Below are 22,636 nucleotides of genomic sequence, written 5' to 3' on the forward strand. Positions count from 1 at the left end.
GAGACAGCGGGGATCGCGAAGACCCCGTCGCTCCCGGCGTCGACGGAGGTCACCCGCCCCCAGCCGTCCACGAGCACGACTGCGGCAGCCTGCGCCGTGGCATCCGTCGCCCGCACCTGCACACGCAGGGCCCGTGCTTCCTCGGGGAGGAGAGGGCCGGGAGCGTCCGATCGTGCCCCCTCTGCCAGTCGGTCACGATCGGGGACCGCGGGGTCGGCGAGGGCGGCCACGGCGGTAGAGGAAGCGATCACGAGCGAGGCCGAACGCGCGGCGATCGAGGTGTTCGCGGTCCACACCGGCGCGACTCCCGCAACCGACTCGACGGCGGCGACGCGATCGAGCACCGCGGGTGTCAGTTCGTCACCGTCGCTCGCGACGCGCAGACCTGTTCCCTCCTGGGCGGCAAGAGCGGTGCGGTACCCCGCGTCCCACGTCGACTGGTACACCGCGGCGAAGCCGAGCTGCGCGACAGCCACACCCACGATGGCGATGGTCGCGGCGAGGGCGAACGGGCGCCGCGCCGCGCCCATCGCGGAGAGGAACGCGGTGGCGCGACCCGCTTGCGCACGCCGCTCCCGGAGTCGCCGCGTGAGCAGCAGAGGGGCGGCCGTCGCCACGAGGACCACGGCGGGCAGGAGCGCCGCGGGGGCCGCGACGGCGACGGGATCGGGTGAGAGGCCGCCGCGAACGTCGCCCGAGACCGAGCCGAGCGTGAGCGCGCGCCAGGTCGTGAAGCCTGCCACCAGGAGCACGACGGATGCCGCGACTGCGGCACTCCACCGACGTGACGGTGACGCGACCCCCTCCGCGTGACTGAGGACGCTTATGTCGCGGGCGGCGAGGACGGCGACGAGCACCGCCGGAATGACGGAACTCGCCACCACGGCACCGATCATCCAGGGGACGACGGCAACGGACGGCGCGAGCGCGATGACGACCGAAGCCGCACCGAGGATCGCGCCGACGACGCCGGGAACGAGTGACCGCACCGATTCGGCGGCGATGATGCGTGTCAGCGGTTGGCCACGCGCCCAGCGGATCCGCCGCTCGGCGGCTGCGGAGTCCACCAGCAGAGCGGCGAAGAGGGTCGTCACCGCGAGCGAGGCGAGAGCGACGGTCGTGAGCGAAACGGGCGCGGCCGCGTTCAGCACGGCGGCGCGGGCCGACGCGATCTGCGCTGTCGGGACGAGGGCTCCGGCGGTTTCGATGCCCGCGGCATCCACCCCTTCCGCCGCCAGGGCGTCCGGGAGCGCCCGCCACCCGGCGCTCACCCCCCGCAGGATCGCGAGATCGAGGTGCGCGGCGTCCGGGCGCAGCGTCCAGTGCACCTCGCGCGAGAGTCCTTTCGCGGTGGCCACGGCGTCGACGACGTCCGCCGACACCGCGACGGGTCCCTCTCCCCCGCCCTCGGCGAAGGCCGCTCGCACGCCGAACCACCGATCCGCTGACGCGCGTGACGAGGACCACAGCCCCGTGACCTGCACCGTGCGGTCGCCGAGCGCGAGAGTGTCACCGATGGCGATGCCCAGCGTCTCGGCGACCGTCGAGCCGAGGGCGGCCTCGCCGGCAGCGGTGGGCCATCGTCCGGCGTCGAGCGGCAAGGCGGGGCCGGCGACACTCGCAAGGTAGGCGCGCCCCGCCCCCACGTCGAGGAGCCCCGCGGTCTCGGTCCTCTCGATCGTCAGGTCGACACCGGCCGGCATGACGCGGGCGATCGCGCGATGCACAAGCTCGTCCTGAGTGGCGATGTCTCCGGATGCCGGGAGGCCGAGGTCGAGGCCGGTCTGGGCTCCCGAGCGGGCGGCGACGACGCTGCGTGCCCCCGCGTCACCCGCCTGCTCAGTCAGGGTGGGCACGAGCACGGCGAGCGCAGTCGTCACCGCCGCAACGAGGGCGACTGTGCCCCCGATGAAGGCGCGCGGAGAAAAGAACAGTTGGCGCACGGATTTCCTAGAACGGTGAGGATGAGGCGAACCTACTCCTCGCCGCCGCAGTCTTCGCACTGCTGCCGCCGACGCGCCGCGCCCAGGACGATTTGCAACGGGTCGGCCGTACCCGGGACCGTTGTCCACAGGGTGGAGTCCGTGGCGCGTCGGTTCTCAACCGATCGGTTTCACTCCACCGCGGGGCCGTCGACGAGGTGCCGGAATCCTCGTTCCTCCGCGACCAGGTCGGGCGCTGACACGACCCCGACCGCCGCTCCGCGCGCCCTACCCGAGAACCTCCGCGAGAAACGCCTTCATCGCCGCCCAGCTGCGCCGCTCGGCGCGGGCGTCGAACAGCGCTCCCTGCTCGGGCGCGTCGGCATCCGGAAGCGTGAACGCGTGCATCGCGTTCGCGTACGCGACCACCTGCCAGTCCACAGACGGCGCCGTGCGCAGATCGTTCTCGAAGGAGAGCAGGTCGTCGTCGGGAACGACCGGATCGGCGGCGCCGTGCAGGACGAGAATCTTCGCGGTGATCTCCTCGGCCTCACCGGCGGGCCCGGTCAGCAGCCCGCCGTGGAAGCTGACGACCGCGTCGATGTCGGCACCGGTGCGGGCCAGCTCGAGCGCCGACGATCCGCCGAAGCAGTAGCCGATCGCCGCGGTACGTTCCGGATCGACCGACGGCTCCTGCCGCATGCGGGCGAACGCCGCGGTCAGGCGTGCCCTCCACAGCGGTCGGTCCTGATAGAACCCGCCGGCGACGGCGGCCGCCTCGTCGGGCGCCGGGCGCACGTCGGCGCCGTAGACGTCGGCGGCGAAAGCGACATAGCCGAGGCGCGCGAGCATGTCGCAGCGCATCCGCACGTAGTCGGTCACGCCGAGCCAGTCGTGCACGACGAGGATCCCGGGATGCCGACCCTCACCGCCCGGGCGGGCGAGGTACCCGCGGAAGGCGACGCCGTCCGCCTCGTAGTCGACCTCGTGCGAGACGATCCCGGCGGCGGGGACGGGCTCGCGGTCCAGGATGGCGGTGAGATGGGGGGCGTACGCGGTCACGGGGGTCTCCTCTGTCAGCCGGGGTGCTCTTCGGACCCTAGACCGCCGCGACCGGCGCCACGCCGCTTCGCGGCGAACCCACAACGCGTCCGGGTCGTCGCCGAGGCACCGCTACGCTCGAAACGATGACTCCCCCGTGCACCCCTCGACGAATGCCCGGCACGTGAGCGGTATCCTCACCGGCTTCGCCGTCGTCGGCCTCGCCGTCGTGGTGGGCTACATCATCGCCCGCATCGATCTGCTGGGCCCGCACGCGCGGCACGTCCTCAGCCGGCTCACCTTCTACGTCCTGTCGCCGTTCCTGCTCTTCACGGTGTTGGCGAAGGCCGACGTGGCGACGCTGTTCTCGGCGCTGCTGCCCGTGTCGATGATCACCGCCGCGGTCATCATCGGCGTGTACGCGCTGGTGTCGGCGCTGATCCTGCGGCGCCCGGTCGGCGAGACGGTCATCGGCGCCCTGTCGGCCGGCCAGGTCAACAGCAACAACATCGGCATCCCGATCTCTCTCTACATGCTGGGCAACGCGGCGTTCTCCGCGCCCGTCATCCTGTTCCAACTCCTCGTTCTCATGCCCATCGCGCTGACGGTCCTGGATGCCGCGACCTCCGGTTCCCGCAACGTCGGGCGGATCCTGCTGCAGACGGCGAAGAACCCCATGCTCATCGGTTCGGCGCTGGGGGTCGTCGTCGCGCTGCTCGACGTCGAGCTCCCCCCGATCGTGTTCGATCCGCTGCACCTGATCGCCGGAGCGTGCGTGCCGGTGCTGCTGATGTCGTACGGCATGTCGCTGTACGGTCAGCGCGTGCTCACCGAGCCCGGGCGGCGGATCGACGTCGTCATCGCGTCGGTGCTGAAGCTGGTGGCCATGCCGGCGCTCGCCTTCGCCGTGGCGACGCTGTTCGCCCTGCCGGCGGATCAGGTGTTCGTCGTCGTGGTGCTGGCCGCTCTGCCGACGGCGCAGAACGTCTTCAACTTCGCGCAGCGGTACGGTGTCGGCGAGATCCTCTCGCGCGACGTGGTCTTCATCTCGACCGTGGGGTGCCTGCCGGTGCTGTTCGCGGTGGCGTTGCTGGTCCCCCACTCCCCCGTGTGACCGCTCGTTCCGTCGGTTCTCGCGAAAGTTTCATCCTCGGGTCTAAGGTGAGCATTGCTTTCAGCGTTCACACAGAAAGGCTCGCCATGTCCTCATCCACGACGAACCCCGCCGTCGGAGCACTGCGTACCGCGCTCGGCATCAGCGGCGCCCTTTCGCTCGTCATCGGCCTGCTCATCCTGATCTGGCCGGGCCGTACCGCCCAGGTCGCCGTGGGCATCATCGCCGTCTACGTCGTCATCGCCGGACTGGTGAACATCGGGATCGGCCTGTTCTGGCGCTCCGGCTGGGCCCGCATCGGCCACATCGTCCTGGGCGTGCTGTTCATCGTCGCCGGGATCTTCTCCTTCACGAACCTGCCGGCCACCGCGGCCTGGTTCGGCGTCTTCATCGGCACCCTGGTCGGCATCCTGTGGATCATCGAGGGCGTCGTCTCGCTCACCACCATCGGTCACGGCTCGAAGGCCCGAGCCTGGACGATCTTCTTCGCGATCGTCAGCATCGTCGCCGGCGTCGTCCTGCTCTTCTCGCCGCTGCTGGGCGCGGTGACGCTCTTCCTGCTGATCGGCTTCTCGCTGCTCGTGCTCGGCGTGTTCCAGATCGTTCGCGCGATCCAGTTCGGCAAGGTCGCGTAGAAGTCCGAGAAGAGGGGCCGGATGCCACGGCATCCGGCCCCTGTTTCGTTCACCCGATCGGCAGGTACCGCTCCCACCACTCGAGCACCGCGTCGAATCGCTGCACCCGGTGCCGGGGGCGGCCGGCCCGCGTGAGCTCGTGGTCCTCGCCGGGGAAGACGAGCATCTCGGCCTCGACGCCGCCGCGCTTCAGCGCCGCGTAGTACCGCGTCGCCTGCTCGAGCGGACAGCGGAAGTCGAGCTCGGAGTGCAGGACCAGCGTGGGCGTCCGCACCCGGTCGACGACCGCCATCGGGCTCTGCGCGGCGATCAGCAGCGGGTCGGTGCCCACGTACTCGTCACCGAAGAACGAGCCGATGTCGCTCGAGCCGGGGAAGGCCGCGGGGTCGAGGAACCCGCGCTCCACGATCGCCCCGGCGAAGCGGTGGTCGTGCGCGATGATCCACGCGGTCAGGTATCCGCCGTACGAGCCTCCCATCACGCCCGCCCGCCGCGCGTCGAGGCGCGGGTCGGCCGCGACGACGCCGTCGAAGAAGTCCATGACGTCGAAGAAGTCGAGGGTCCCCATGCGGCGGCGGATCGAACGCCCGTGCGCGCGGCCGTAGCCGGCGCTCCCCCGCGGGTTGCTGTAGACGACCGCGTAGCCGGCCGCGACGAGCACCTGCGTCTCGTCGAAGAGGTGCACGCCGTACGAGGCGTACGGCCCGCCGTGGATCTGCAGGATGACCGGGAACGGCCCCTCCCCCTCGGGGGTCGCGACCCAGCCGTGCACGGGATAGCCGTCGCGGCCGGTGATCTCCCGCTCGACCGGCACCACGACGCCCCGCGCGCGGGACGAAGCGCCGAAGTCGGTCAGCGACCGCACCTCGCGCCCCTCGACCACGACGAGCTCGCCGAACGATTCCGGAGCGGCGACGGATGCCACGACCCGTCCCTTCGCCACGGCGTGCCCGCCGACCTCGAGGTCGCCGCCGAGCACCTCGGTCATCGCGCCCGCCCGCGTGACCCGGAGCAGACGCACGCGGCCGCGGGAACGGTCCTGCACCAGCACGTCGTCGCCGGCGAACGACAGGTGGCTGCCCACCTCACCCAGGTCGATGGTCTCGGGATCGGTCAGCAGGTGCGGGACACCGGCCTCCAGGGCGAAGAGCGCGACACCGGGCGCGACGAAATCGAGCCCCTCGTCGCCCACGTCGTTCGCCAGGACGAAGACGGCGCCGTCGGGGGCCACGTCGATCGAGGACACCGAGAGGTTCTCGGTCGCGGCGAGCACCTCCCGCTGCGCACCGCCGTCGACGGCGATCGCGACCACCCGGTCGCGCAGGTCGCGACGAGAGGTCTCGACGGTGTCGGGCACGCTCAGCAGTTCGGTTCCGTCGGCCGTCCAGACCACGCCGTTCCAGCTCGACGCGCCCCGCGTCAGCGCCACGGCGGGAGCCGCGACGACGGTCTTCTCGGCCGCGTCGAGGGCGGGCGCGGGCTCGTAGAACGGCTCCGCGTCCGTGTCGGGCGCGTCGACGACGAAGACGTGCGCGGGGCGGTCGAGGTAGCCCAGCCCGTTCGCGTTCCAGCGGATGCCGGTGATGCGACGCGGCGGCTCGGCCGCGGCATCCCGCCCCTCGACCGTTCCGTAGCGACCCGGTTCAAGAACGCGCGCCGTGAAGGCGAGGCGCGCGCCGTCCGGTGACCACGAGAAGTCGGTCACTCCCCCGGGTTGGTCGGTCGCCTGCACCGGCTCGCCGCCGCAGACGGCGACGACGAACAGCTGCGCGCGCCCCTTCGCGTCCGCCCGGAGGAAGGCGATGGTCGCGTCGTCGGGCGAGAGCCGCGGAGAACGGTCCGCCACTCCGCGCGTCAGGCGGCGTGGGCGCCCCGCGGGCAGGTCGACCCGCCACAGCTGCCCCACCGCGCGATCGGCGGCCAGATCGGGACGCGACGTCGCGAAGACCGCGAACGCCGCGTCGGACGAGATCGCGGGCCGACCGACCCCGATCAGAGATTCGATGTCGGTCGGCCGCATGCTCACTCGCCTCCGAACGAACCCGTGTCTCCGACCAGTCGGGTGTTGTCGGCCGGAACCGGGTCGACGGCGGCGCGGGCCACCTCGGCGGCGAACTCGGCGACGTTGTACAGCTTGCCGGCGTCCTCGCGGCGCGCCGAGATCGCACCCGGGTTGGCGCGCTCGAGCAGCGTCGCCGTGATGGTGCCCTCGATCATGTCGCCCGACACGATGGTGAAGCCGATGCCGCGCTCCTCGAGAGCGGGGATCTTCTCGCGCAGCGCGTCCTCACCCGCGCGCTTGGACAGCGCGACCGGCTCGTACTCGGGCATCGTCGGGGTCGTGCGGATGAAGTGCGCCTGGTGGCTGGTGACGAAGACCACGCGGGCGTCGTCCTTCAGCAGAGGGAGCGCCGTCTCGAGCACGTTCACCTGCGCGTCGCGGTTGAGCAGCAGGGCGTAGTCCTCGGCCATGCCGGATTCCATACCGCCCGAGGCGTTGAGCACGAGGATGTCGAGGCCGCCGAACGTGCGCTGGACCTCGTCGAACATCGCCTTCACCGACTCGGGGTCGGTGAGGTCGGCGCCGACGACGAGCGCCTCGACGCCCAGCTCGCGCAGCTGCGCGGCCAGCTTCTCGGCGCGCGGGGCCTTGTTGCGGAAGTTGATGACGACGTTGGCGCCGGCCTCGGCGAAGTAGCGGACGGTGTCGGCGCCGATGCCGCGCGACGAGCCGGTGACCAGGGCGGTCTTGCCGCTCAACGAGCCGGACGGGAGGGTCTGGGACACGGGGTTCTCCTGACGATTCGGGGATCGGATGCCGCCGGCCGATCCGGGCGCACACGACAAGACCCCAGCCTAGCGATCGTCGAGTCGTCACCCCCGGACGCGTCGTGCTCAGCGGTCGCTGAGAACCGGCCCGCACACCTCGAGCGAGTGCTACGTTCGGCCCAGGAGGTACGACATGGACGTTCTCTCCACCATCGGCGTCTGGGCGTGGATCGTCTGGCTCGCGCTGATCCTGGTCTTCCCGGTCGTCGAGATGCTCACCGGCGAGCTGACGTTCCTCATGTGCGCCGGAGGCGGCCTGGTCGGGCTCGGGGCCGCCCTGCTCGGCGCTCCGCTGTGGCTGCAGATCATCGCGTCCGCCCTGGCCGCCGTCGCCCTGCTGACGTTCCTGCGTCCGCCGCTGCTGCGTCGATTGCACGCGGGGGCCGACACCCGACCCTCCAATGTCGAGGCACTGCTCGGGCTCGAGGGCCTCGTGCTGTCACGCGTCTCGCCCTCGGTGACGGGCCAGGTCAAGCTCTCCAACGGCGACGTGTGGACCGCGACCACCGACACCGGCATCCGACTCGACCCCGCCACGCGCGTCGAGGTCGTCCGCATCGAGGGGGCGACCGCCGTCGTCCGCGCACGCGCACAGGAGGTCCGCTCATGAACGATGTCGTCCCCGTCACGATCGGCTGGATCCTGGCGGGGGTGGTCGTGGTCTTCGTCGCCGTCGTGCTGTTCCGCGCGATCCGGATCATCCCGCAGGCGCGCGCGGGGGTCGTCGAGCGACTGGGGCGCTACCACAAGACCCTCTCCCCCGGCCTGAACCTGGTCGTGCCGCTGGTGGACCGCGTCCGTCCGCTCATCGACATGCGCGAGCAGGTCGTGTCCTTCCCACCCCAACCCGTCATCACCGAGGACAACCTGGTCGTCTCGATCGACACCGTCGTCTACTTCCAGGTGACCGACGCGCGTGCCGCGACCTACGAGATCGCCAACTACCTCGGCGCGGTCGAGCAGCTCACCACGACGACCCTGCGCAACGTCGTCGGCGGCCTCAACCTCGAACAGGCGCTGACCAGCCGCGACAACATCAACGGGCAGCTGCGCGTCGTCTTGGACGAGGCCACGGGAAAATGGGGCATCCGGGTCGGACGCGTCGAGTTGAAGGCGATCGACCCGCCCGTGTCGATCCAGGACTCGATGGAGAAGCAGATGAGAGCCGAGCGCGACCGGCGCGCCGCGATCCTCACGGCCGAGGGATCCAAGCAGTCTCAGATCCTCGAGGCCGAGGGGCGCCGTCAGGCCGCGATCCTCGAGGCCGAGGGCGACAAGCAAGCGGCCGTCCTGCGCGCACAGGGCGAGGCCGAAGCGATCCAGTCCGTGTTCAGCGCGATCCACGAGGGCCGACCCGACGACAAACTCCTCGCCTACCAGTACCTCCAAACGCTGCCGAAGATCAGCGACAGCTCGTCGAGCAAGCTCTGGATCATCCCGAGCGAGTTCACCGAGGCGCTGAAGGGGATCTCGGGTGCGTTCGCCATGCGCCCCGCGGATGATCCCGACGCCCGCGCCGATCGCACACGACACGACGGGCTGCCCGCCGACACGTCCTCCGACGGCCGCCCCGGGGCCCAGGAGTCCACGACATCGTGATGGCCCGCCACCCCTACCTCTCCCCCGACGCCCCTCGGGTACTCGCGCACCGCGGATTGGTGACCGAGGATGCCGCCGCCCAGGGCGTGGTCGAGAACTCCTTCGCCGCCGTGGCCGAGGCGCATGCCGCCGGTGTCTCCTACGTCGAGTCCGACTGTCATCTGACCGCCGACGGCGAGGTCGTGCTGTTCCACGACGACGACCTGCAGCGCGTGGCGGGCGACCCGCGTCGGATCGCGGACGTGCGCCTGCACGAGCTCGAGGAGCTCATGTCCGAGCGCGGCGGACTCGTCACGCTCGGACAGGCGCTCGAGGCCTTCCCCGACGTGCGCTTCAATCTGGACGTCAAGGCCGAAGCGGCCGCCGAGGGCGTCGGTCGTCTCGTCGCACCGCACGCGCATCGCGTGCTCGTGACGAGCTTCTCGGACGAGCGCCGCCGGGCCGCCCTGGCGGCGGCATCCGCGGCGGGAGCCGAGATCCGGCCCGCCACCTCGCCCGGCTCGGCGACCGTGGCGCGTCTGGTGGGCCTCGTCGCGCTGCGGCAGGGACGGCGCGTCCGCGCAGCGCTCGAGGGTCTCGACGCCCTGCAGGTGCCCGAGCGGAAGGGACCTGTGCCCGTGGCGACCCGCGGGCTCATCCGGGCCGCGCACGCCGCCGGTGTCGAGGTGCACGTGTGGACCGTGAACGCCGAGGCCGACATGCAGCGGCTGCTCGACCGGGGCGTCGACGGAGTGGTGACCGACCGCGCCGACGCGGCCCTCGCCCTGGTGAAAGGCCGCGAGACGACCGCTGACTGAGCATCGTCTGTGAAAGGCGCGCAGACGCGCACGGTTCGAATAAAGCGCACAGGTGCGGACGTTATACATGGGGACCGACGAGAGGACCACACAATGGCAGACCGCAGTCTCCGCGGCATCCGACTCGGCGCCCAGAGCCTCCAGAGCGAAGACGGCGTCGTGTTCCACGACCGTGCACAACACACCTACACCTGCAGCACCTGCGGACGCGACACCGTCCTGACGTTCGCTGCAGACGCCGAGGTCCCCGAGGCCTGGGAGTGCCGCACGTGCGGCGCCGAGGCCCTGCTCCGCATCGGCGACGGCACCGCGACCGTCGACCACTCCGGCGACAAGGCCGCCCGCACGCACTGGGACATGCTCCTGGAGCGTCGCACGCTCCCCGAGCTCGAGGAACTGCTCGAAGAGCGCCTCGCCTTCGTCCGCGCCCGCCGTGGCGCCGGGAACGAGAAGCTCAGCGCCTGATCGACGACAGTCGTAGACCTGGACGCCGGCCCCGAGGGGCCGGCGTCTTCGTCGTTGCGGGCGGTGGCGATGAGTCTGCGCCGCGGGTCGGCAAGTCCGCGGCGGGGTCCGCACAGCGTGACGGGGCCGCGACGGTGAGTCAGTGCCCCGCGCGGTGACTCACCGCGCCGACTCAGCGCGTCGACGCCCGCGCAGCGCGGCGATCACGCCCACCACCAGCAGTCCGGCGAGGCTCCCCCCGCCCAATGCGATCTTGATCGCGGGCCCCAGCACCACGGCGGGGGTCAGCCCGGTGCGCAGCGGAACATCGGTGAGCATGTGTCCGGCCGTGTCGATCGGCAGGGCGTCGAGCGTGGAGCCGTCGGGGGCGATCACCTGGCTCGTCCCCACCGTCGACAGGTTCACCACCGACCGCCCCGTCTCGATCGCGCGCATCTGCGCGAAGGCGAGCTGCTGCAGGTTCTCATCGGTCCCGCGGAAATCGGCGTTGTTCGTCTGGAACATGAAGACCTCGGCGCCGGCATCGGCGCCGTCCCACACGACGTCGTCGTAGATGACGTCGAAGCAGATCGCCAGCCCCACCCCGACCCCGTCCAGATCGATCAGCGGGGTCGCGGTGCCCGGGGTGTACTCGCGGCCGATCAGGCCGATGAGGTCGGGGGCGAACGGCTCCCAGAACGCCCGATCGGGAACGTACTCGCCGAAGGGGACGGGATGCCGCTTGTCGTACGTCGCCCCCTCCTGCCCCTCGGACGTCCACAGCAGCGAGGAGTTGAACAACTCGGTGCCGCGCTCGGTGACCGCCGAGACGAGCAGCGGTGCATCGACGCGGCGCGACAGCTCCTGCAGCACGGCCGAGGTCGACGCGTTCGCGGTGGGGTCGGAGTCGACGCCCCCCTCCGGCCAGAGCAGCACGTCCATGCGCTGTCCGAAGAGCGGGGCGGATGCCGTCAGCTGCGCGTTCAGGACGGCCCCGCGCGCCTTCCGGTCGAAGTAGCCGGCGGGTCCGTTGCCCTGCACCGCCCCGACGCGCAGCGATCCCGCATCAGTCGTGGGGAACTGCGGCACGACGAGAAGCACGATCAGCAGGACGGCCGCGGGTATCGCCGCGGTCAGTCGGCGGACGGCACCCCCGCGCGCGACCTCGATGAGCAGCGCGCACACCAGAACGACGAGGAACGACAGCCCCGACATGCCGACCCACGATGCGACCTCGGCGAGCGGGCCGTTGACCTGCGAGACCCCGATGCGCCCCCACGGGAAACCACCGTAGGGCCAGGACCCGACGACCTGCTCGCGCAGCGTCCACAACCCCGCCACCAGCGCGGGCAGCAGCACCAGACGTCCCACGCGTCCGGGGGCGACGCGCGGCATCCACCGGTACGCCAGCGCGATCGGCACGGCGAACACGGCGGTCAGCAGGGACTCGAGCACTGACAGCGCCGCCCACGGGACGGGTCCGAGGTAGCGCGCCGTGAAGAGCAGGTTGACCGAGAAGAACGCCAGACCGAACAACAGGCCGACCAGGACCGCCGACCACACGCGCCGCCCCGCCAACACCACGAGGGCGAGAACCGTCGCCGGGAAGGCCATCGGCCACCACGCGAGAGCGGGGTACGCGGTCACCATCAGCAGTCCCGCCACGACCGACAGGGGGGCCGCGAACGCGAGCCGCACCATCGGGCGTGTCGGCGGCGCCGCGGGCGACCGGTCCGCGGCGGTGGTCATCGCACCGCTCATGCCGACGTGTAGGCGACGATGCCGCGGCGCACGGCATCCAGGGCCGTCCGTGCGGTCTTGGCGAGCTTGGGCTCGGCGACGAGCGAGATCTGATCGAGGAGATCGATGGTCTGCTTGGCCCAGCGGACGAAGTCGCCCGCCGCCATGTCGGCGAGCGTCAGCACCGTGTCCAGGGGCAGGCCGCGGGCCCACGCGTGCATCGCGGGCGCCAGGCCCGGCGCCGGGGATTCCGACCCGGGCAGGCGATGGTCGCGCTCGAGGTCGTCGAGCTCCTGCCAGAGGGTGTGCGTGGCGTCCAGTGCGCCGCGGAAAGCACCGCGCGGAAGACCGCGCTCGCCCGGTCCCGCCTCGTCGCGCCGCGGCTCGTACACCAGGCAGCATGCCAGCGCCGCGAGCGAGGGGGCGTCCAGACCCTCCCACAGGCCCTGCCGCAACGACTCGGCCACGAGCAGATCTCGCTCGCCGTAGATGCGCCGCATCGTGCGGCCGGCGCGGGTGAGCACCGTGGCGCCGTCGTCGTCGATCGCCACGTACTCGAGCGTCGCCAGCACCTCGACGACCCGGTCGAACACGCGCGCGACCGTGCCGGTGCGCTGATCGATCTGATGGCGGGTCTTGTCGGTGGTGCGCTTGAGCTTCCAGTAGCGCTCCGCCCAGCGCGCGTGCGCCTCGCGGTCGGGACAGTTGTGGCAGGGATGCCGCTGCATCCGCGTGCGCAGCGACTGGATCTGCTGCTGCCGCTCGTCGCGCAGACGACGCGGGGCGGTCGCGTCGCGACGATTGATCTTCTCGAGGTCACTGAGTTCGCGGCGGATCGTCGAGTACTCGCGGAAGTCCCCGCGATCGCACGTCATGGCCTGCTCGTACCCGGCGAGGGACTCCTCGGCATCCTTCACCTGACGGGCGAGACCGACCACGGATCGGTCGGCCTGGAACTGCGCGAACGAGGACTCGAGGATCTCGCGTGCGCGAGCGCGACCGAACTGGTCGATCAGGTTCACGGCCATGTTGTAGGTGGGCCGGAAGCTGGAGTTGAGCGGATACGTGCGGCGCGAGGCGAGGGCGGCCACGGACTGCGGGTCGAGGCCCTCGGTGAACTGCACGACCGCGTGACCCTCCACGTCGATCCCGCGGCGGCCGGCGCGACCGGTGAGCTGGGTGTACTCGCCCGAGGTGATCGCCACGCGCGCCTCGCCGTTGAACTTCTCGAGCTTCTCGAGCACGACCGTGCGCGCGGGCATGTTGATCCCGAGAGCGAGGGTCTCGGTGGCGAAGACGACCTTGACGAGCTTGCGGCGGAACAGCTCCTCGACGACCTCTTTGAAGGCCGGCAGCAGGCCCGCGTGGTGCGCGGCGACGCCCCGTTCGAGGTTGTCGCGCCACTCCCAGAAGTGCAGGATGGCCAGATCCTCGTCCTTGAGGGTGAAGGTCATCTCGTCGACGATCTGACGGATGTCCTCGCGCTCCTCGGCCGAGGTCAGCCGCACGTTGGCGCGACGCAGCTGCTGCACGGCGGCGTCGCACCCCGCGCGACTGAAGATGAAGAAGATCGCGGGGAGCAGATGGCTGCGCTGCAGCAGCTCGACGACCTCGGGCCGGTCGATGCGCTCGATGCGCGGCCCGTGCGAGGCCCGGACGGGCTTGTGTCCGCCGCGCCGCTGGTGCGCGTGACGCGGACCTCCCGCGTGCCGCTGCGAACGGTACTCCTGGGCCCGGCGATTGTTGTCGTACCCGCCGGCGTTGCCGCCGCGGATGCGCAGCAGCTCCTGGTTGACCTGCGCGGTCGCCACGCCCGCGCGATCGTCGAACAACGGCAGGAGATCGCCGCGCACGAGCACGTGCTGCTCGAGCGGCACGGGCCTGGTCTCGGACACGATCACCTCGGTGTCGCCGCGCACGGTGTCGAGCCAGTCGCCGAACTCCTCGGCGTTGGACACGGTCGCCGACAGCGACACGAGCTTGACCGACGGCGGCAGGTGGATGATCACCTCTTCCCATACCGCGCCACGGAAACGGTCGGCGAGGTAGTGCACCTCATCCATCACGACGAATCGCAGACCGCGCAGCGCCGGGGAATCGGCGTAGAGCATGTTGCGCAGCACCTCGGTGGTCATCACGACGATGCGCGCCGAGGCGTTGATGTTCGTGTCACCCGTGAGCAGCCCGACCTCGTCGTCGCCGTACACCTCTTGCAGCTCGTGGAACTTCTGGTTCGACAGCGCCTTGATGGGCGTGGTGTAGAACGCCTTGTCGCCCGGCTCGAGCATCGCCAGGTGGATCGCGAACTCGCCGACGATGGTCTTGCCGGCCCCGGTGGGTGCGGCGACGAGAACACTCCGCCCGTCCTCGAGGGCGTGGCATCCGGCGATCTGAAAATCGTCGAGCTCGAACCGCTGCATCTCGGCGAAATCGGCCGTGTGAGGGTGCGAGGTACGCGCTCGGGCGCGGGCGAAACGCTCCGCTGGGCTCGGAGCGCTCACGCGATGGGCCCCGAGGGCATCTCCGACGCGGCCGCCTGACGGGCGCGGCGGCGGTCGAACAGCATCGACACTCCCGCCGCGGCGAAGAAGAGCACCACCAGGATGCCGGCGAGCATCACCATGCTGACGATGTCCGCCGCCGGGGTGGCCAGGGCCGCGAACACGGTCGCGATGAGGATGGCCACGCGCCAGCCCTTCAGGATCGCCTTGCCGCTCATGACGCCGGCGACGTTCAACGCGACCAGGAACACCGGCAGCACGAACGAGACGCCCACGACGATGAGCAGTTTGAAGACGAAGTCGTAGTAGTCGGTGGCGTTGTAGAAGTTGACGCCGCCGTCGGGAGTGAAGCCCCACATGAGTTCGATCACGTGCGGGACGATCAGCAGGCCCACCCAGCAGCCGATGAAGAACAGGGGCACCGCGGATGCCACGAACCCGACCGTGTAGCGGATCTCTTTACGCGTGAGCCCGGGCATGATGAACGCCCAGATCTGCCACAGCCAGACCGGCGCCGACAGGAAGATGCCGATCGAGAAGGCGATGCGCATACGCAGGTCGAACGCCGACGTCACCGAGGTGAAGTTGAGCGCCGAGAAATCATCGCCGCGACGCGCGGCGATCTCGCGGATCGGCTCGGTGATGAGGTGGATGATCGGGTCGGTGATGATGAACGCGATCACCATGCCGACGATGAGCGCCGCGGCCGCGATCATCAGTCGCTTGCGCAGCTCGACGAGGTGCGCACCGATGGACATGCGCTTGTCGCGCCGGGGCCCTTCGGGCACGTCGATGCGCGGCGGCCCTGCCGTCGCCACGGGTTAGACGGTGGGGTCGGTCGACCTGCGCGGTTCGGGCGCGGCGGTCGACGCGGTGCCGGGCTCGGTGGGGCGCGGTGATTCGGAGGACTGCGCGGCGACCTCGTCGTCGCGCTTCATCTCCTTCATCTCGCTCTTGAACACGCGAGCGGACTGCCCCATGCTCTTCGCGAGCGCGGGGAGCTTGGCGGCACCGAACAGCAGCAGGATGACCGCGAGGACGACCAGAAGGTGCCATCCGGTGAGGTTGCCGAGCATGAGGACTCCTCGTCGTTGTCGGGAGTCTCCAGTCTAACCCGCGCGCCTCTCACCCGGTCCGCCGAGCGGCGCGATGGGCGAATCCTCAGCCGACGTCGGTGTATTGGGCCAGCCCGGCGGCGGCCCATGCGGCGGCGGCGCGTCGCGCCCCGACCGGCTCGAGCAGCTCGACCTCGCCGCCGCGCCGGGCGGCCAGGCGTTTAAGGCTCTGCTCGTCGGCGAGGCGCAGGGCTGCCACAGCGGTGCCGTCCCCCTCGGTCTCGACCTCGGCGCGCTCGAGGTAGTCCGACAGCAGCGGCGCGACGGTCAGGGGGAAGCGGAAGCGCGCGACGACCTCGTCGTCGTTGGGGGCGAACAGCTCCGGCACCGGATCGGTTCCGTGCACGGCGGCGATGCCGGTCAGCGCCGGGTCGCTCACCCGATCGAGGTGGAACGTGCGCACCGCCTGACGCAGGTGGTCCCACCCCTGCAGGTACCACTGGTCGTCCGCGATGTGCACCTTGATCGGATCGACGGTGCGGGTCGCGGGCGCGGCCCCGGGGGCGCGGTAGGTGAACGTGATCGCGACGCGCTCGCGCAGGGCGCGGTCCACCACGTCGCGCACCCCGTCGACCGGGCCGGGGGCGACGATGACGGCGGGCGGCGCGGCGGCCGCACCGCGCGCGAGCTTCTCGAGCAGACCGGTCACGAGCGGGCTGTCGCCGAAGCGCGGCAGGCTCCGCGCGAGCTGCAGGCCGGCGAGCAGGGCCGCCGCCTCGCGCGCGGTCAGGCGCGGGGAGCGCTCGAGTCCGACCGTGTTGGTGATGACGATGACGTCGTCGCGGTCGAGCAGGTCCCAGTCGATGTCGAACAGATCGTGCGGCAGCTGCCAGTAGCCGCGCTCCCCCGGCAGTCCGATCACCGTGAGCCGCTCGACCATCGCGCGCATCTCGGCAGGCGCCACGTCGAAGTCGGCGGCCGCCTCGGTCACCGCCACCTCGCCCTTGCCGAGCAGATACGGCACGAGTTGCAGCAGCAGTGCCGCCCGGTCCAGGGCGGCGACCGGTCGTTCCGGCCCCGCCGTCCGAGGAGGGATGCCGGGGGTCTCGGCGCTCACGCGACACCCCCGTGCACGGCGACGGTGGCCCGCAGGCGCCGCACGACCTCGTCGCGCAGGTCGTCGGGCGCGACGACCCGCACCTCGGGACCGTAGGAGGCGAGCTCGTCGGCAAAGACGTGCAGATCGACGTACGGCACGAGCATGCCCTGCGGTGCCTGCTGCGCGCGGCGCGCGAGCCGCAGCGCCGCCTCGGTTCCGGGATGCACCTCGAGCAGGGCCCGTTGCCGATCGGCGACGGCCCGCAGGCCCGCGAGTGCCCGGTCGCCGGCCCCCTCGCGCAGCGCGGGGGTGAACTTCTCGCGGCGAAGGGTGACGTCACCGACGATCCGCGACAGCAGGAAGGTGCGCTCGGCATCCATGTTCAGGTCGAAACCGAACACGTGCCAGCGTGCTTCGTACTCGACCAGCGCGAGGGGGCGCACGCGCCGCTCGCGCGGCTGCGCCTCACCCGGGCGCAGATACACGAAGGTGACCACGCGGCACTCCTCGATCGCGCGCTGCAGCGCGGCGAACGACGCGTCGCGGACGCGGATGCGCGGGGCGTAGCCGATAATCGGCTCGTCGACCGGGATGCCGAGGGCCCGGATCTTGCGCAGACCGCTGCGGGCGTCGGCCGAGAGCGATTCGCTGCCCCAGACGCCGCCGGCGACGTTGAGCAGTGCGATCTCGGCGGGGCTGAACGAGATGTCCTCCGGCAGCGCGTATTCGGCCGTGGGGACGCGATAGCGCGCCTCGCGCAGATCATCGGGGTCGGCGCGGTTGCCGATCGTCTCGATCGGGACGCCCAGACCACGCAGGTTCTCTTTGTCGCGCTCGAACATCTTCTCGAGCGCATCCTTCGATGCGCCCGCCTCGAGCTGCTCGCGGTAGCCCGTGACCGACGACAGGATCGTGTCCTTGGTCAGGCCCTGCTCGGTCGCCATGAGCGCGACGACGAGGTTCACCAGACGCTCTTCGGGAGCGCTTCGGGACGCGGTGGCGGGCACCCGCCCATCCTAGGCCGGGGTGGAGGCCACCCCGCGGACGAGCACGCCCCCGCCGGTCGCGACGAGCGCGGCCCGACCGGGTCGCGACCTCGGGCTGTAACCCGGGGGCGAGACCGGCCGCGCCATGACGCCGGGGTTCAGCCGACGACGCCGAGGATGTCGACGACGTAGACCAGCGCGGTGTCGGCCGGGGCCTGCAGCGCCTGCTGGTCGGCCTGGGTCTGGTCCGCGGGGACCACGACGAGCACCTGGGAGCCGACCGTCTGGCCCTCGATGGCCGAGGCGAGCGCCGGGGGCAGGGCCGAGACGGTCGCCTGCCCCGGCGAGCCGTTCTTCCACGTCGAGGCGAACGTGGTCTTGGCGCCCCACGCGACGCCCTGGACGTGGATGACGACCGACGAGTCGGCGGTGACGACGTCGCCGTCGCCCTTCTTGATCGTCTGCGAGCGCGCCGCGGTGGGCGCATCGCCGGCGGGGATGACGATGCCGGGCTGGCCGTCGGGGGCGCGCACGACCGAGGGCATGCCCGAGTCGGCGTTGTACTGGTCGGCGCCGTCGGCCGCGGGCAGGAAGACCTTGCGCACGTCGAAGACGAACACCGCTCCGTCGCCCTCGTTCACGCCCAGCGCCTGCGCGCCCTGGGCGCCGAGGTCGGAACCGGGGATCGCGACCGCGACGCGCGAGCCCTCGGCGACGCAGTTCAGCAGGGGCGCGATCGACGGGATGGCCTGGGTGAGACGCGGGAGCGGGGTCGCCGTCTTGTCGTCGGTGTACTGCGTCGCCACGAGCTGCGCACCGGTCGCGGCATCGAGCACCGTGACATCGACCAGAGCGAGCTGCTTGTCGCTCGTGATGCGCTGCCCGTCGCCCTCGATGAGGGTCTGCGTGCCCGCCTGCTGCGGAACGAACGGCGACCGCACCGACACCGTGGGCGCGGAGCCGAAATCACCCGTCGCGTCGACCACGGAGGCGATCGAGCTGTCGGTCGGGGTCGGGCACGACGAGGCGGCGGATGCCGAGCACCCGACGAGGCCCATTCCGGCCAGAGCGGTCACGGCAACGAGAGCGGGGAGTCTGCGCACCGGAACAGTTTAGGTGCACTCGCTGTGCTCTCCCGCCGCGCGGCCTACGAGGCCGGATCGTCCTCGGTGCGGGCCGCGGCCCCGGCGACGGACTGCCGCACGCCCTCGGCCGATTTCTGCGCCTCGCGCACGCGCTTGCGCAGGTTCTTGTCGGTGATCTCGCGATCGCCCACCGCGCCGGGGGTCCACAGCTCCACGTCCTCGTCGCCGTAGCTCGACTTCGACGCGCGACGCTTGACCTCGGGCGGGATCGCCCCGGGCGCCAGGCGCCGCGCCGTGATGAGGAAGCCCGTGTGCGCGACCATGCGGTGGTCGGGGCGCACCGCGAGACCCTCGACGTGCCACCCGCGCACCATCGTCTCGCTGGCATCCGGTTCGGTGAACAGCCCCGTCGCGCGGATGTACTCGGCGACGCGGCTCAGCTGCGTGGCGGTGGCGATGTAGCAGAGCACCACGCCGCCGGGCGTGAGGGCGTCGGCGACGGCGTCGATGCACTCCCACGGCGCCAGCATGTCCAGGACGACACGGTCGACGGATGCCGGAGCCACGGCATCCGGCAGGCTCTCGACGAGATCGCCCACGACGACCTGCCACGTCGCGGGAAGCTCGCCGTGGAAGGTCTCGACGTTCGCGCGGGCCACGTCGGCGAACTCCTCGCGGCGCTCGAACGACAGCAGGCGGCCGGCGGGGCCGATCGCGCGCAGCAGCCAGAGCGACAGGGCCCCCGAGCCGACACCCGCCTCGACGACCGTGGCCCCCGGGAAGACATCGGCCTGCGCGAGGATCTGCGCGGCGTCTTTGGGGTAGACGATCGCGGCTCCGCGCGGCATCGACATGACGAAGTCGCGCAGCAGGGGGCGCACGGCCAGGTAGTCGTGGCCGGAGCTGTTGGTGACGACGCTGCCGTCGGGCTGGTCCACGAGGAGCGCGTGCTTGAGCACGCCGTTGTGGGTGTGCAGTTCGCCCCCCTCGCGCAGGGTGATCGTGTGCATGCGGCCCTTCGGGCCGGTCAGCTGGACGCGATCTCCGATGCGGAAGGGGCCGCTCAGGTGGGGGGTCTCGCTCATCGGGTGACCTGTGTCTCGTCGGTGCGGGCGGAGGCGTGCGCGGCGTGCAGTGCACGCAGATCTGCGGTGGTGCGTCCCTCGAGGCTCGACCACAGGGAGTGGGCACCCACCCCCTCGAGCGGCACCATGAGCGGGACGCCGAGCGACACCGCGCCGCTGGCGATCGCCGAGCGCAATCCGTTCGGGCTGTCCTCGATCGCGACGGTGTCGCGGATGTCGACACCCAGCTCGCGCGCGGCCTGCAGGTAGGGATCGGGGTGCGGCTTGGGCTTGTCGACGTCGTCGCCCGCGACCACCAGATCGAACGCGGGGAAGTCGATCAGATCGGCGACCGACAGCGCCATGCGTCGCATCGACATCGTCACCAGCGCCGTCTTGACACCGTGGGCGCGCAGGTCGGCCAGGAGCTCGCGTGCTCCGGGGCGGAAGGGCACGCCCGTCACGGCGAGCTGGCGAAGCACCTCGTCGGTCAGGTGCGCGATGATCTCGTCGACACCCCACGGCACGCCCGCGTTCTGGAGCAGCCGGGCGGAGTCCTCGAGCGCGAGGCCCACCATGCCGAGCGCCTGCTCGTGGGACCAGCTGCCCCCGAAGCGCTCCACGAGCGGAACCTCGGCCGCCATCCAGTAGGGCTCGGTGTCGACGAGGGTGCCGTCCATGTCCCACAGGACGGCGGCGGGGGCGGGGGAAGTCATCGGTCCATCCTATTCGGGGGCGTCGCTCCGCCCCGCCCGGGCCCCGTGCGCTCCGACCGCGCGTTCCCGCGTGCGCCTATCCTGGAAGTCAGCCCCGACGGGGCAGAGGAGGTTGTGTGGACGCACTGGGTCGCCGGATCATCGTCGCCGCTTTCGACGGCTGGAACGACGCCGGAGAAGCCGCGTCGGCGGCAGCGGCCATGCTGCGCGCCGACGTCGAGTACGAGGTCGTCCACACCGTCGATCCGGAGCTGTACTTCGACTACCAGTACACGCGCCCGCAGGTGGGAGTGGATGCCGAGGGCCGCCGCACCCTGACCTGGCCCGAGGCGCGGCTGCTGCGTCCCGTCGTCCGCAACGACGGGGCGGAGATCTGGCTGCTCGTCGGCGTCGAACCCGCGCGGGCCTGGCAGGCGTTCGCGGCGGAGTTCATCGACGTCGCGCTGCGCGAAGACGTCTCGGGGTTCGTCGCGCTCGGCTCGATGATGTCCGACGTCCCCCACACGCGCCCCATCTCGGTCTTCGCCGGCAGCGACAACGACGCCGTGCGTCAGTCCCTGGGCCTCGAGCGCAGTCTGTACGAGGGGCCCGTCGGCATCCTGAGCGCCATCGGCTACGCGGCCGAACAGGTGGGCATCCCCACCGCGAGCCTGTGGGCCAGCGTCCCGCACTACGTCGCCGGGCACACCCCCTCGCCCAAGGCCACCCTCGCGCTGCTCGACAAGCTCGAGACCATCACCGGCATCGCGGTGCCGCGCGGTGAGTTGGATGCCGAGGCCCGGCAGTGGGAGGCCTCGATCGACGCGGCCGCCGCCGACGACGAGGAGATGAGCGACTACATCCGTCAGCTCGAGCAGACCCGCGACACGTGGGACTCGCCCGAGGCCTCCGGGGACGCCATCGCCCAGGAGTTCGAGCGTTACCTGCGCCGCGGCGGCGACGGCCCCGCCAAGCCCGGGCGCGACGACCCGCCCCGACGCTGAATTCGTCGGGGTCCCGGTCCCTTCGACAGGCTCAGGACCCCCACGAGCTCGCAACCGCCAAGCAGTTGACCCCGTCGACGCCCGCCGGTCCCTCCGACGAGCTCAGGGACCTCGGCGAGCCGGAACACACGACGGCGCCGCCCCCGCAGGGACGGCGCCGTCGCGGCATCCACCGATCAGCCGGCGATGATCGTCGACTCCGCCGGGACGACGCCCGTCAGCAGCAGCACGATGATGACCAGGCCGAGCACCACGCGGTAGACCACGAACGGCAGGAAGCTGCCGCGCTTGAGGTACTGCATGAGGAACGCGATCACCAGGTAGCCGACGACGAACGCGATGACCGTCGCGATCGCGGTCTCGCCCAGGCTGTAGGGGCCGGTGCCCTCGTCGAAGCTCTTGTACAGCTCAAACAGACCGCTCGCGAAGACCGCGGGTACCGCGAGCAGGAACGAGTACTCCGCCGCGGCCGTGCGCTTGTACCCGAGCGCCCGGCCGAGCGTGGTGGTCGCACCCGAGCGGGAGACGCCCGGGACCAGGGCGAGCGCCTGGGCGAAACCGTACGCGATGCCGTGCGGGTACGTCAGGTCGTCCAGGTCGCGCCGACGGGCGCCGTACCGGTCGGCCAGCCCCAACAGGATGCCGAAGACGATCAGCACCACGGCGGTGATCCACAGGCTCCGGAAGTTGTCGCGGATGAGGCTCTGCAGCAGGACGCCGAGCAGAGCGATGGGGATCGTGCCGATGATGACGAGCCAGCCCATGCGGGCGTCGGGGTCGTTGCGCGGCACCTTGCCACTGAGCGACAGGAACCACCGCGAGATGACGCGGGCGATCTTCTTGCGGAAGTAGATCAGCACCGCCAGCTCGGTGCCGATCTGGGTGATGGCGGTGAAGGTCGCCCCGGGATCGGTCTGCGACGGCAGGAACTCGCCCACGATGCGCAGGTGGGCGCTGGAGGAGATCGGGAGGAATTCGGTGAGGCCCTGAACGAGCCCGAGGATGATGACCTCGAAGATGTGCATG

21 protein-coding genes are annotated in these 22,636 nt (G+C 71.2%); 7 read left to right on the top strand and 14 right to left on the bottom strand.

Annotation, left to right across the window (positions count from 1 at the left end):
* Window positions 1–1,880 (bottom strand): hypothetical protein (locus tag QZ433_RS13165; RefSeq protein ID WP_295784311.1); only part of this gene is annotated, 1,880 nt, incomplete at its 3' end.
* A 330-nt stretch (window positions 1,881–2,210) separates the two neighbouring features.
* A complete protein-coding gene (locus tag QZ433_RS13170) occupies window positions 2,211–2,984 on the bottom strand; it encodes a dienelactone hydrolase family protein (RefSeq protein WP_295784313.1) in 774 nt (257 codons plus the stop codon).
* Between the two features lie 163 nt (window positions 2,985–3,147).
* Here QZ433_RS13170 and QZ433_RS13175 point away from each other — a divergent pair, with 163 nt between their 5' ends.
* Entirely contained in the window at window positions 3,148–4,077 is a 930-nt protein-coding gene (locus tag QZ433_RS13175; protein ID WP_295784315.1) for an AEC family transporter, read from the top strand.
* An 86-nt stretch (window positions 4,078–4,163) separates the two neighbouring features.
* Complete coding sequence (locus QZ433_RS13180) at window positions 4,164–4,712, top strand: DUF308 domain-containing protein (protein WP_295784317.1); 549 nt, start codon at window positions 4,164–4,166, stop codon at window positions 4,710–4,712.
* Between the two features lie 49 nt (window positions 4,713–4,761).
* On the opposite strand, the gene QZ433_RS13185 is transcribed toward QZ433_RS13180, so the two are convergent.
* Both QZ433_RS13185 and QZ433_RS13190 read right to left on the bottom strand, forming a co-directional pair.
* Entirely contained in the window at window positions 4,762–6,732 is a 1,971-nt protein-coding gene (locus QZ433_RS13185; protein ID WP_295784319.1) for a S9 family peptidase, read from the bottom strand.
* A 2-nt stretch (window positions 6,733–6,734) separates the two neighbouring features.
* Window positions 6,735–7,499: an SDR family oxidoreductase gene (locus QZ433_RS13190; RefSeq protein ID WP_295784321.1), complete on the bottom strand. Its 765-nt coding sequence runs from the start codon at window positions 7,497–7,499 to the stop codon at window positions 6,735–6,737.
* 175 nt (window positions 7,500–7,674) lie between these two features.
* Between QZ433_RS13190 and QZ433_RS13195 the strand changes: the two genes are divergently transcribed.
* From QZ433_RS13195 to QZ433_RS13210, 4 genes are all read left to right on the top strand, one after another.
* Window positions 7,675–8,151, top strand: coding sequence for an NfeD family protein (locus QZ433_RS13195; RefSeq protein WP_295784323.1), 477 nt, complete (start codon window positions 7,675–7,677; stop codon window positions 8,149–8,151).
* Window positions 8,148–9,140, top strand: a complete 993-nt coding sequence (locus QZ433_RS13200) for an SPFH domain-containing protein (protein WP_295784325.1) — start codon at window positions 8,148–8,150, stop codon at window positions 9,138–9,140. Before QZ433_RS13195 ends, QZ433_RS13200 begins: the two co-directional genes overlap by 4 nt.
* Entirely contained in the window at window positions 9,140–9,937 is a 798-nt protein-coding gene (locus tag QZ433_RS13205) for a glycerophosphodiester phosphodiesterase family protein (protein ID WP_295784327.1), read from the top strand. The genes QZ433_RS13200 and QZ433_RS13205 overlap by 1 nt, the downstream gene beginning before the upstream one ends.
* 93 nt (window positions 9,938–10,030) lie before the next feature.
* Window positions 10,031–10,402, top strand: a complete 372-nt coding sequence (locus QZ433_RS13210; protein WP_295784329.1) for an RNA polymerase-binding protein RbpA — start codon at window positions 10,031–10,033, stop codon at window positions 10,400–10,402.
* 159 nt (window positions 10,403–10,561) lie between these two features.
* Here the strand turns inward: QZ433_RS13210 and lnt are convergent, their stop codons facing one another.
* The 9 genes from lnt to QZ433_RS13255 form a co-directional block, all read right to left on the bottom strand.
* A complete protein-coding gene (gene lnt, locus QZ433_RS13215; RefSeq protein ID WP_295784331.1) occupies window positions 10,562–12,130 on the bottom strand; it encodes an apolipoprotein N-acyltransferase in 1,569 nt (522 codons plus the stop codon).
* Between the two features lie 8 nt (window positions 12,131–12,138).
* Window positions 12,139–14,622 (bottom strand): DEAD/DEAH box helicase, encoded by a 2,484-nt coding sequence (locus QZ433_RS13220; protein ID WP_295784332.1) that lies wholly within the window; start codon window positions 14,620–14,622, stop codon window positions 12,139–12,141.
* A complete protein-coding gene (gene tatC, locus QZ433_RS13225; protein ID WP_295784355.1) occupies window positions 14,619–15,380 on the bottom strand; it encodes a twin-arginine translocase subunit TatC in 762 nt (253 codons plus the stop codon). The genes QZ433_RS13220 and tatC overlap by 4 nt, the downstream gene beginning before the upstream one ends.
* A gap of 63 nt (window positions 15,381–15,443) precedes the next feature.
* On the bottom strand, window positions 15,444–15,698 hold the full coding sequence (gene tatA, locus QZ433_RS13230) for a Sec-independent protein translocase subunit TatA (RefSeq protein WP_108319931.1): 255 nt from the start codon (window positions 15,696–15,698) through the stop codon (window positions 15,444–15,446).
* Between the two features lie 85 nt (window positions 15,699–15,783).
* The gene (locus QZ433_RS13235; protein ID WP_295784336.1) at window positions 15,784–16,794 is read right to left on the bottom strand and encodes a YafY family protein; all 1,011 of its coding nucleotides are present in this window, start codon (window positions 16,792–16,794) and stop codon (window positions 15,784–15,786) included.
* Entirely contained in the window at window positions 16,791–17,783 is a 993-nt protein-coding gene (locus QZ433_RS13240; RefSeq protein ID WP_295784338.1) for a WYL domain-containing protein, read from the bottom strand. Before QZ433_RS13240 ends, QZ433_RS13235 begins: the two co-directional genes overlap by 4 nt.
* A gap of 137 nt (window positions 17,784–17,920) precedes the next feature.
* Window positions 17,921–18,865: an FKBP-type peptidyl-prolyl cis-trans isomerase gene (locus QZ433_RS13245; RefSeq protein ID WP_295784339.1), complete on the bottom strand. Its 945-nt coding sequence runs from the start codon at window positions 18,863–18,865 to the stop codon at window positions 17,921–17,923.
* A gap of 44 nt (window positions 18,866–18,909) precedes the next feature.
* A complete protein-coding gene (locus QZ433_RS13250; protein ID WP_295784340.1) occupies window positions 18,910–19,932 on the bottom strand; it encodes a tRNA (adenine-N1)-methyltransferase in 1,023 nt (340 codons plus the stop codon).
* Window positions 19,929–20,627, bottom strand: a complete 699-nt coding sequence (locus tag QZ433_RS13255) for an HAD family phosphatase (protein WP_295784343.1) — start codon at window positions 20,625–20,627, stop codon at window positions 19,929–19,931. The genes QZ433_RS13250 and QZ433_RS13255 overlap by 4 nt, the downstream gene beginning before the upstream one ends.
* A 116-nt stretch (window positions 20,628–20,743) precedes the next feature.
* On the opposite strand from QZ433_RS13255, the gene QZ433_RS13260 reads away from it, so the two are divergent.
* The gene (locus tag QZ433_RS13260) at window positions 20,744–21,610 is read left to right on the top strand and encodes a PAC2 family protein (protein WP_295784345.1); all 867 of its coding nucleotides are present in this window, start codon (window positions 20,744–20,746) and stop codon (window positions 21,608–21,610) included.
* Between the two features lie 176 nt (window positions 21,611–21,786).
* Here the strand turns inward: QZ433_RS13260 and QZ433_RS13265 are convergent, their stop codons facing one another.
* On the bottom strand, window positions 21,787–22,635 hold the full coding sequence (locus QZ433_RS13265) for an undecaprenyl-diphosphate phosphatase (RefSeq protein ID WP_295784348.1): 849 nt from the start codon (window positions 22,633–22,635) through the stop codon (window positions 21,787–21,789).
* Window position 22,636 lies beyond the last annotated feature (1 nt).

The organism is uncultured Microbacterium sp. (assembly GCF_913776565.1).
Taxonomy (GTDB): Bacteria; Actinomycetota; Actinomycetes; order Actinomycetales; family Microbacteriaceae; genus Microbacterium.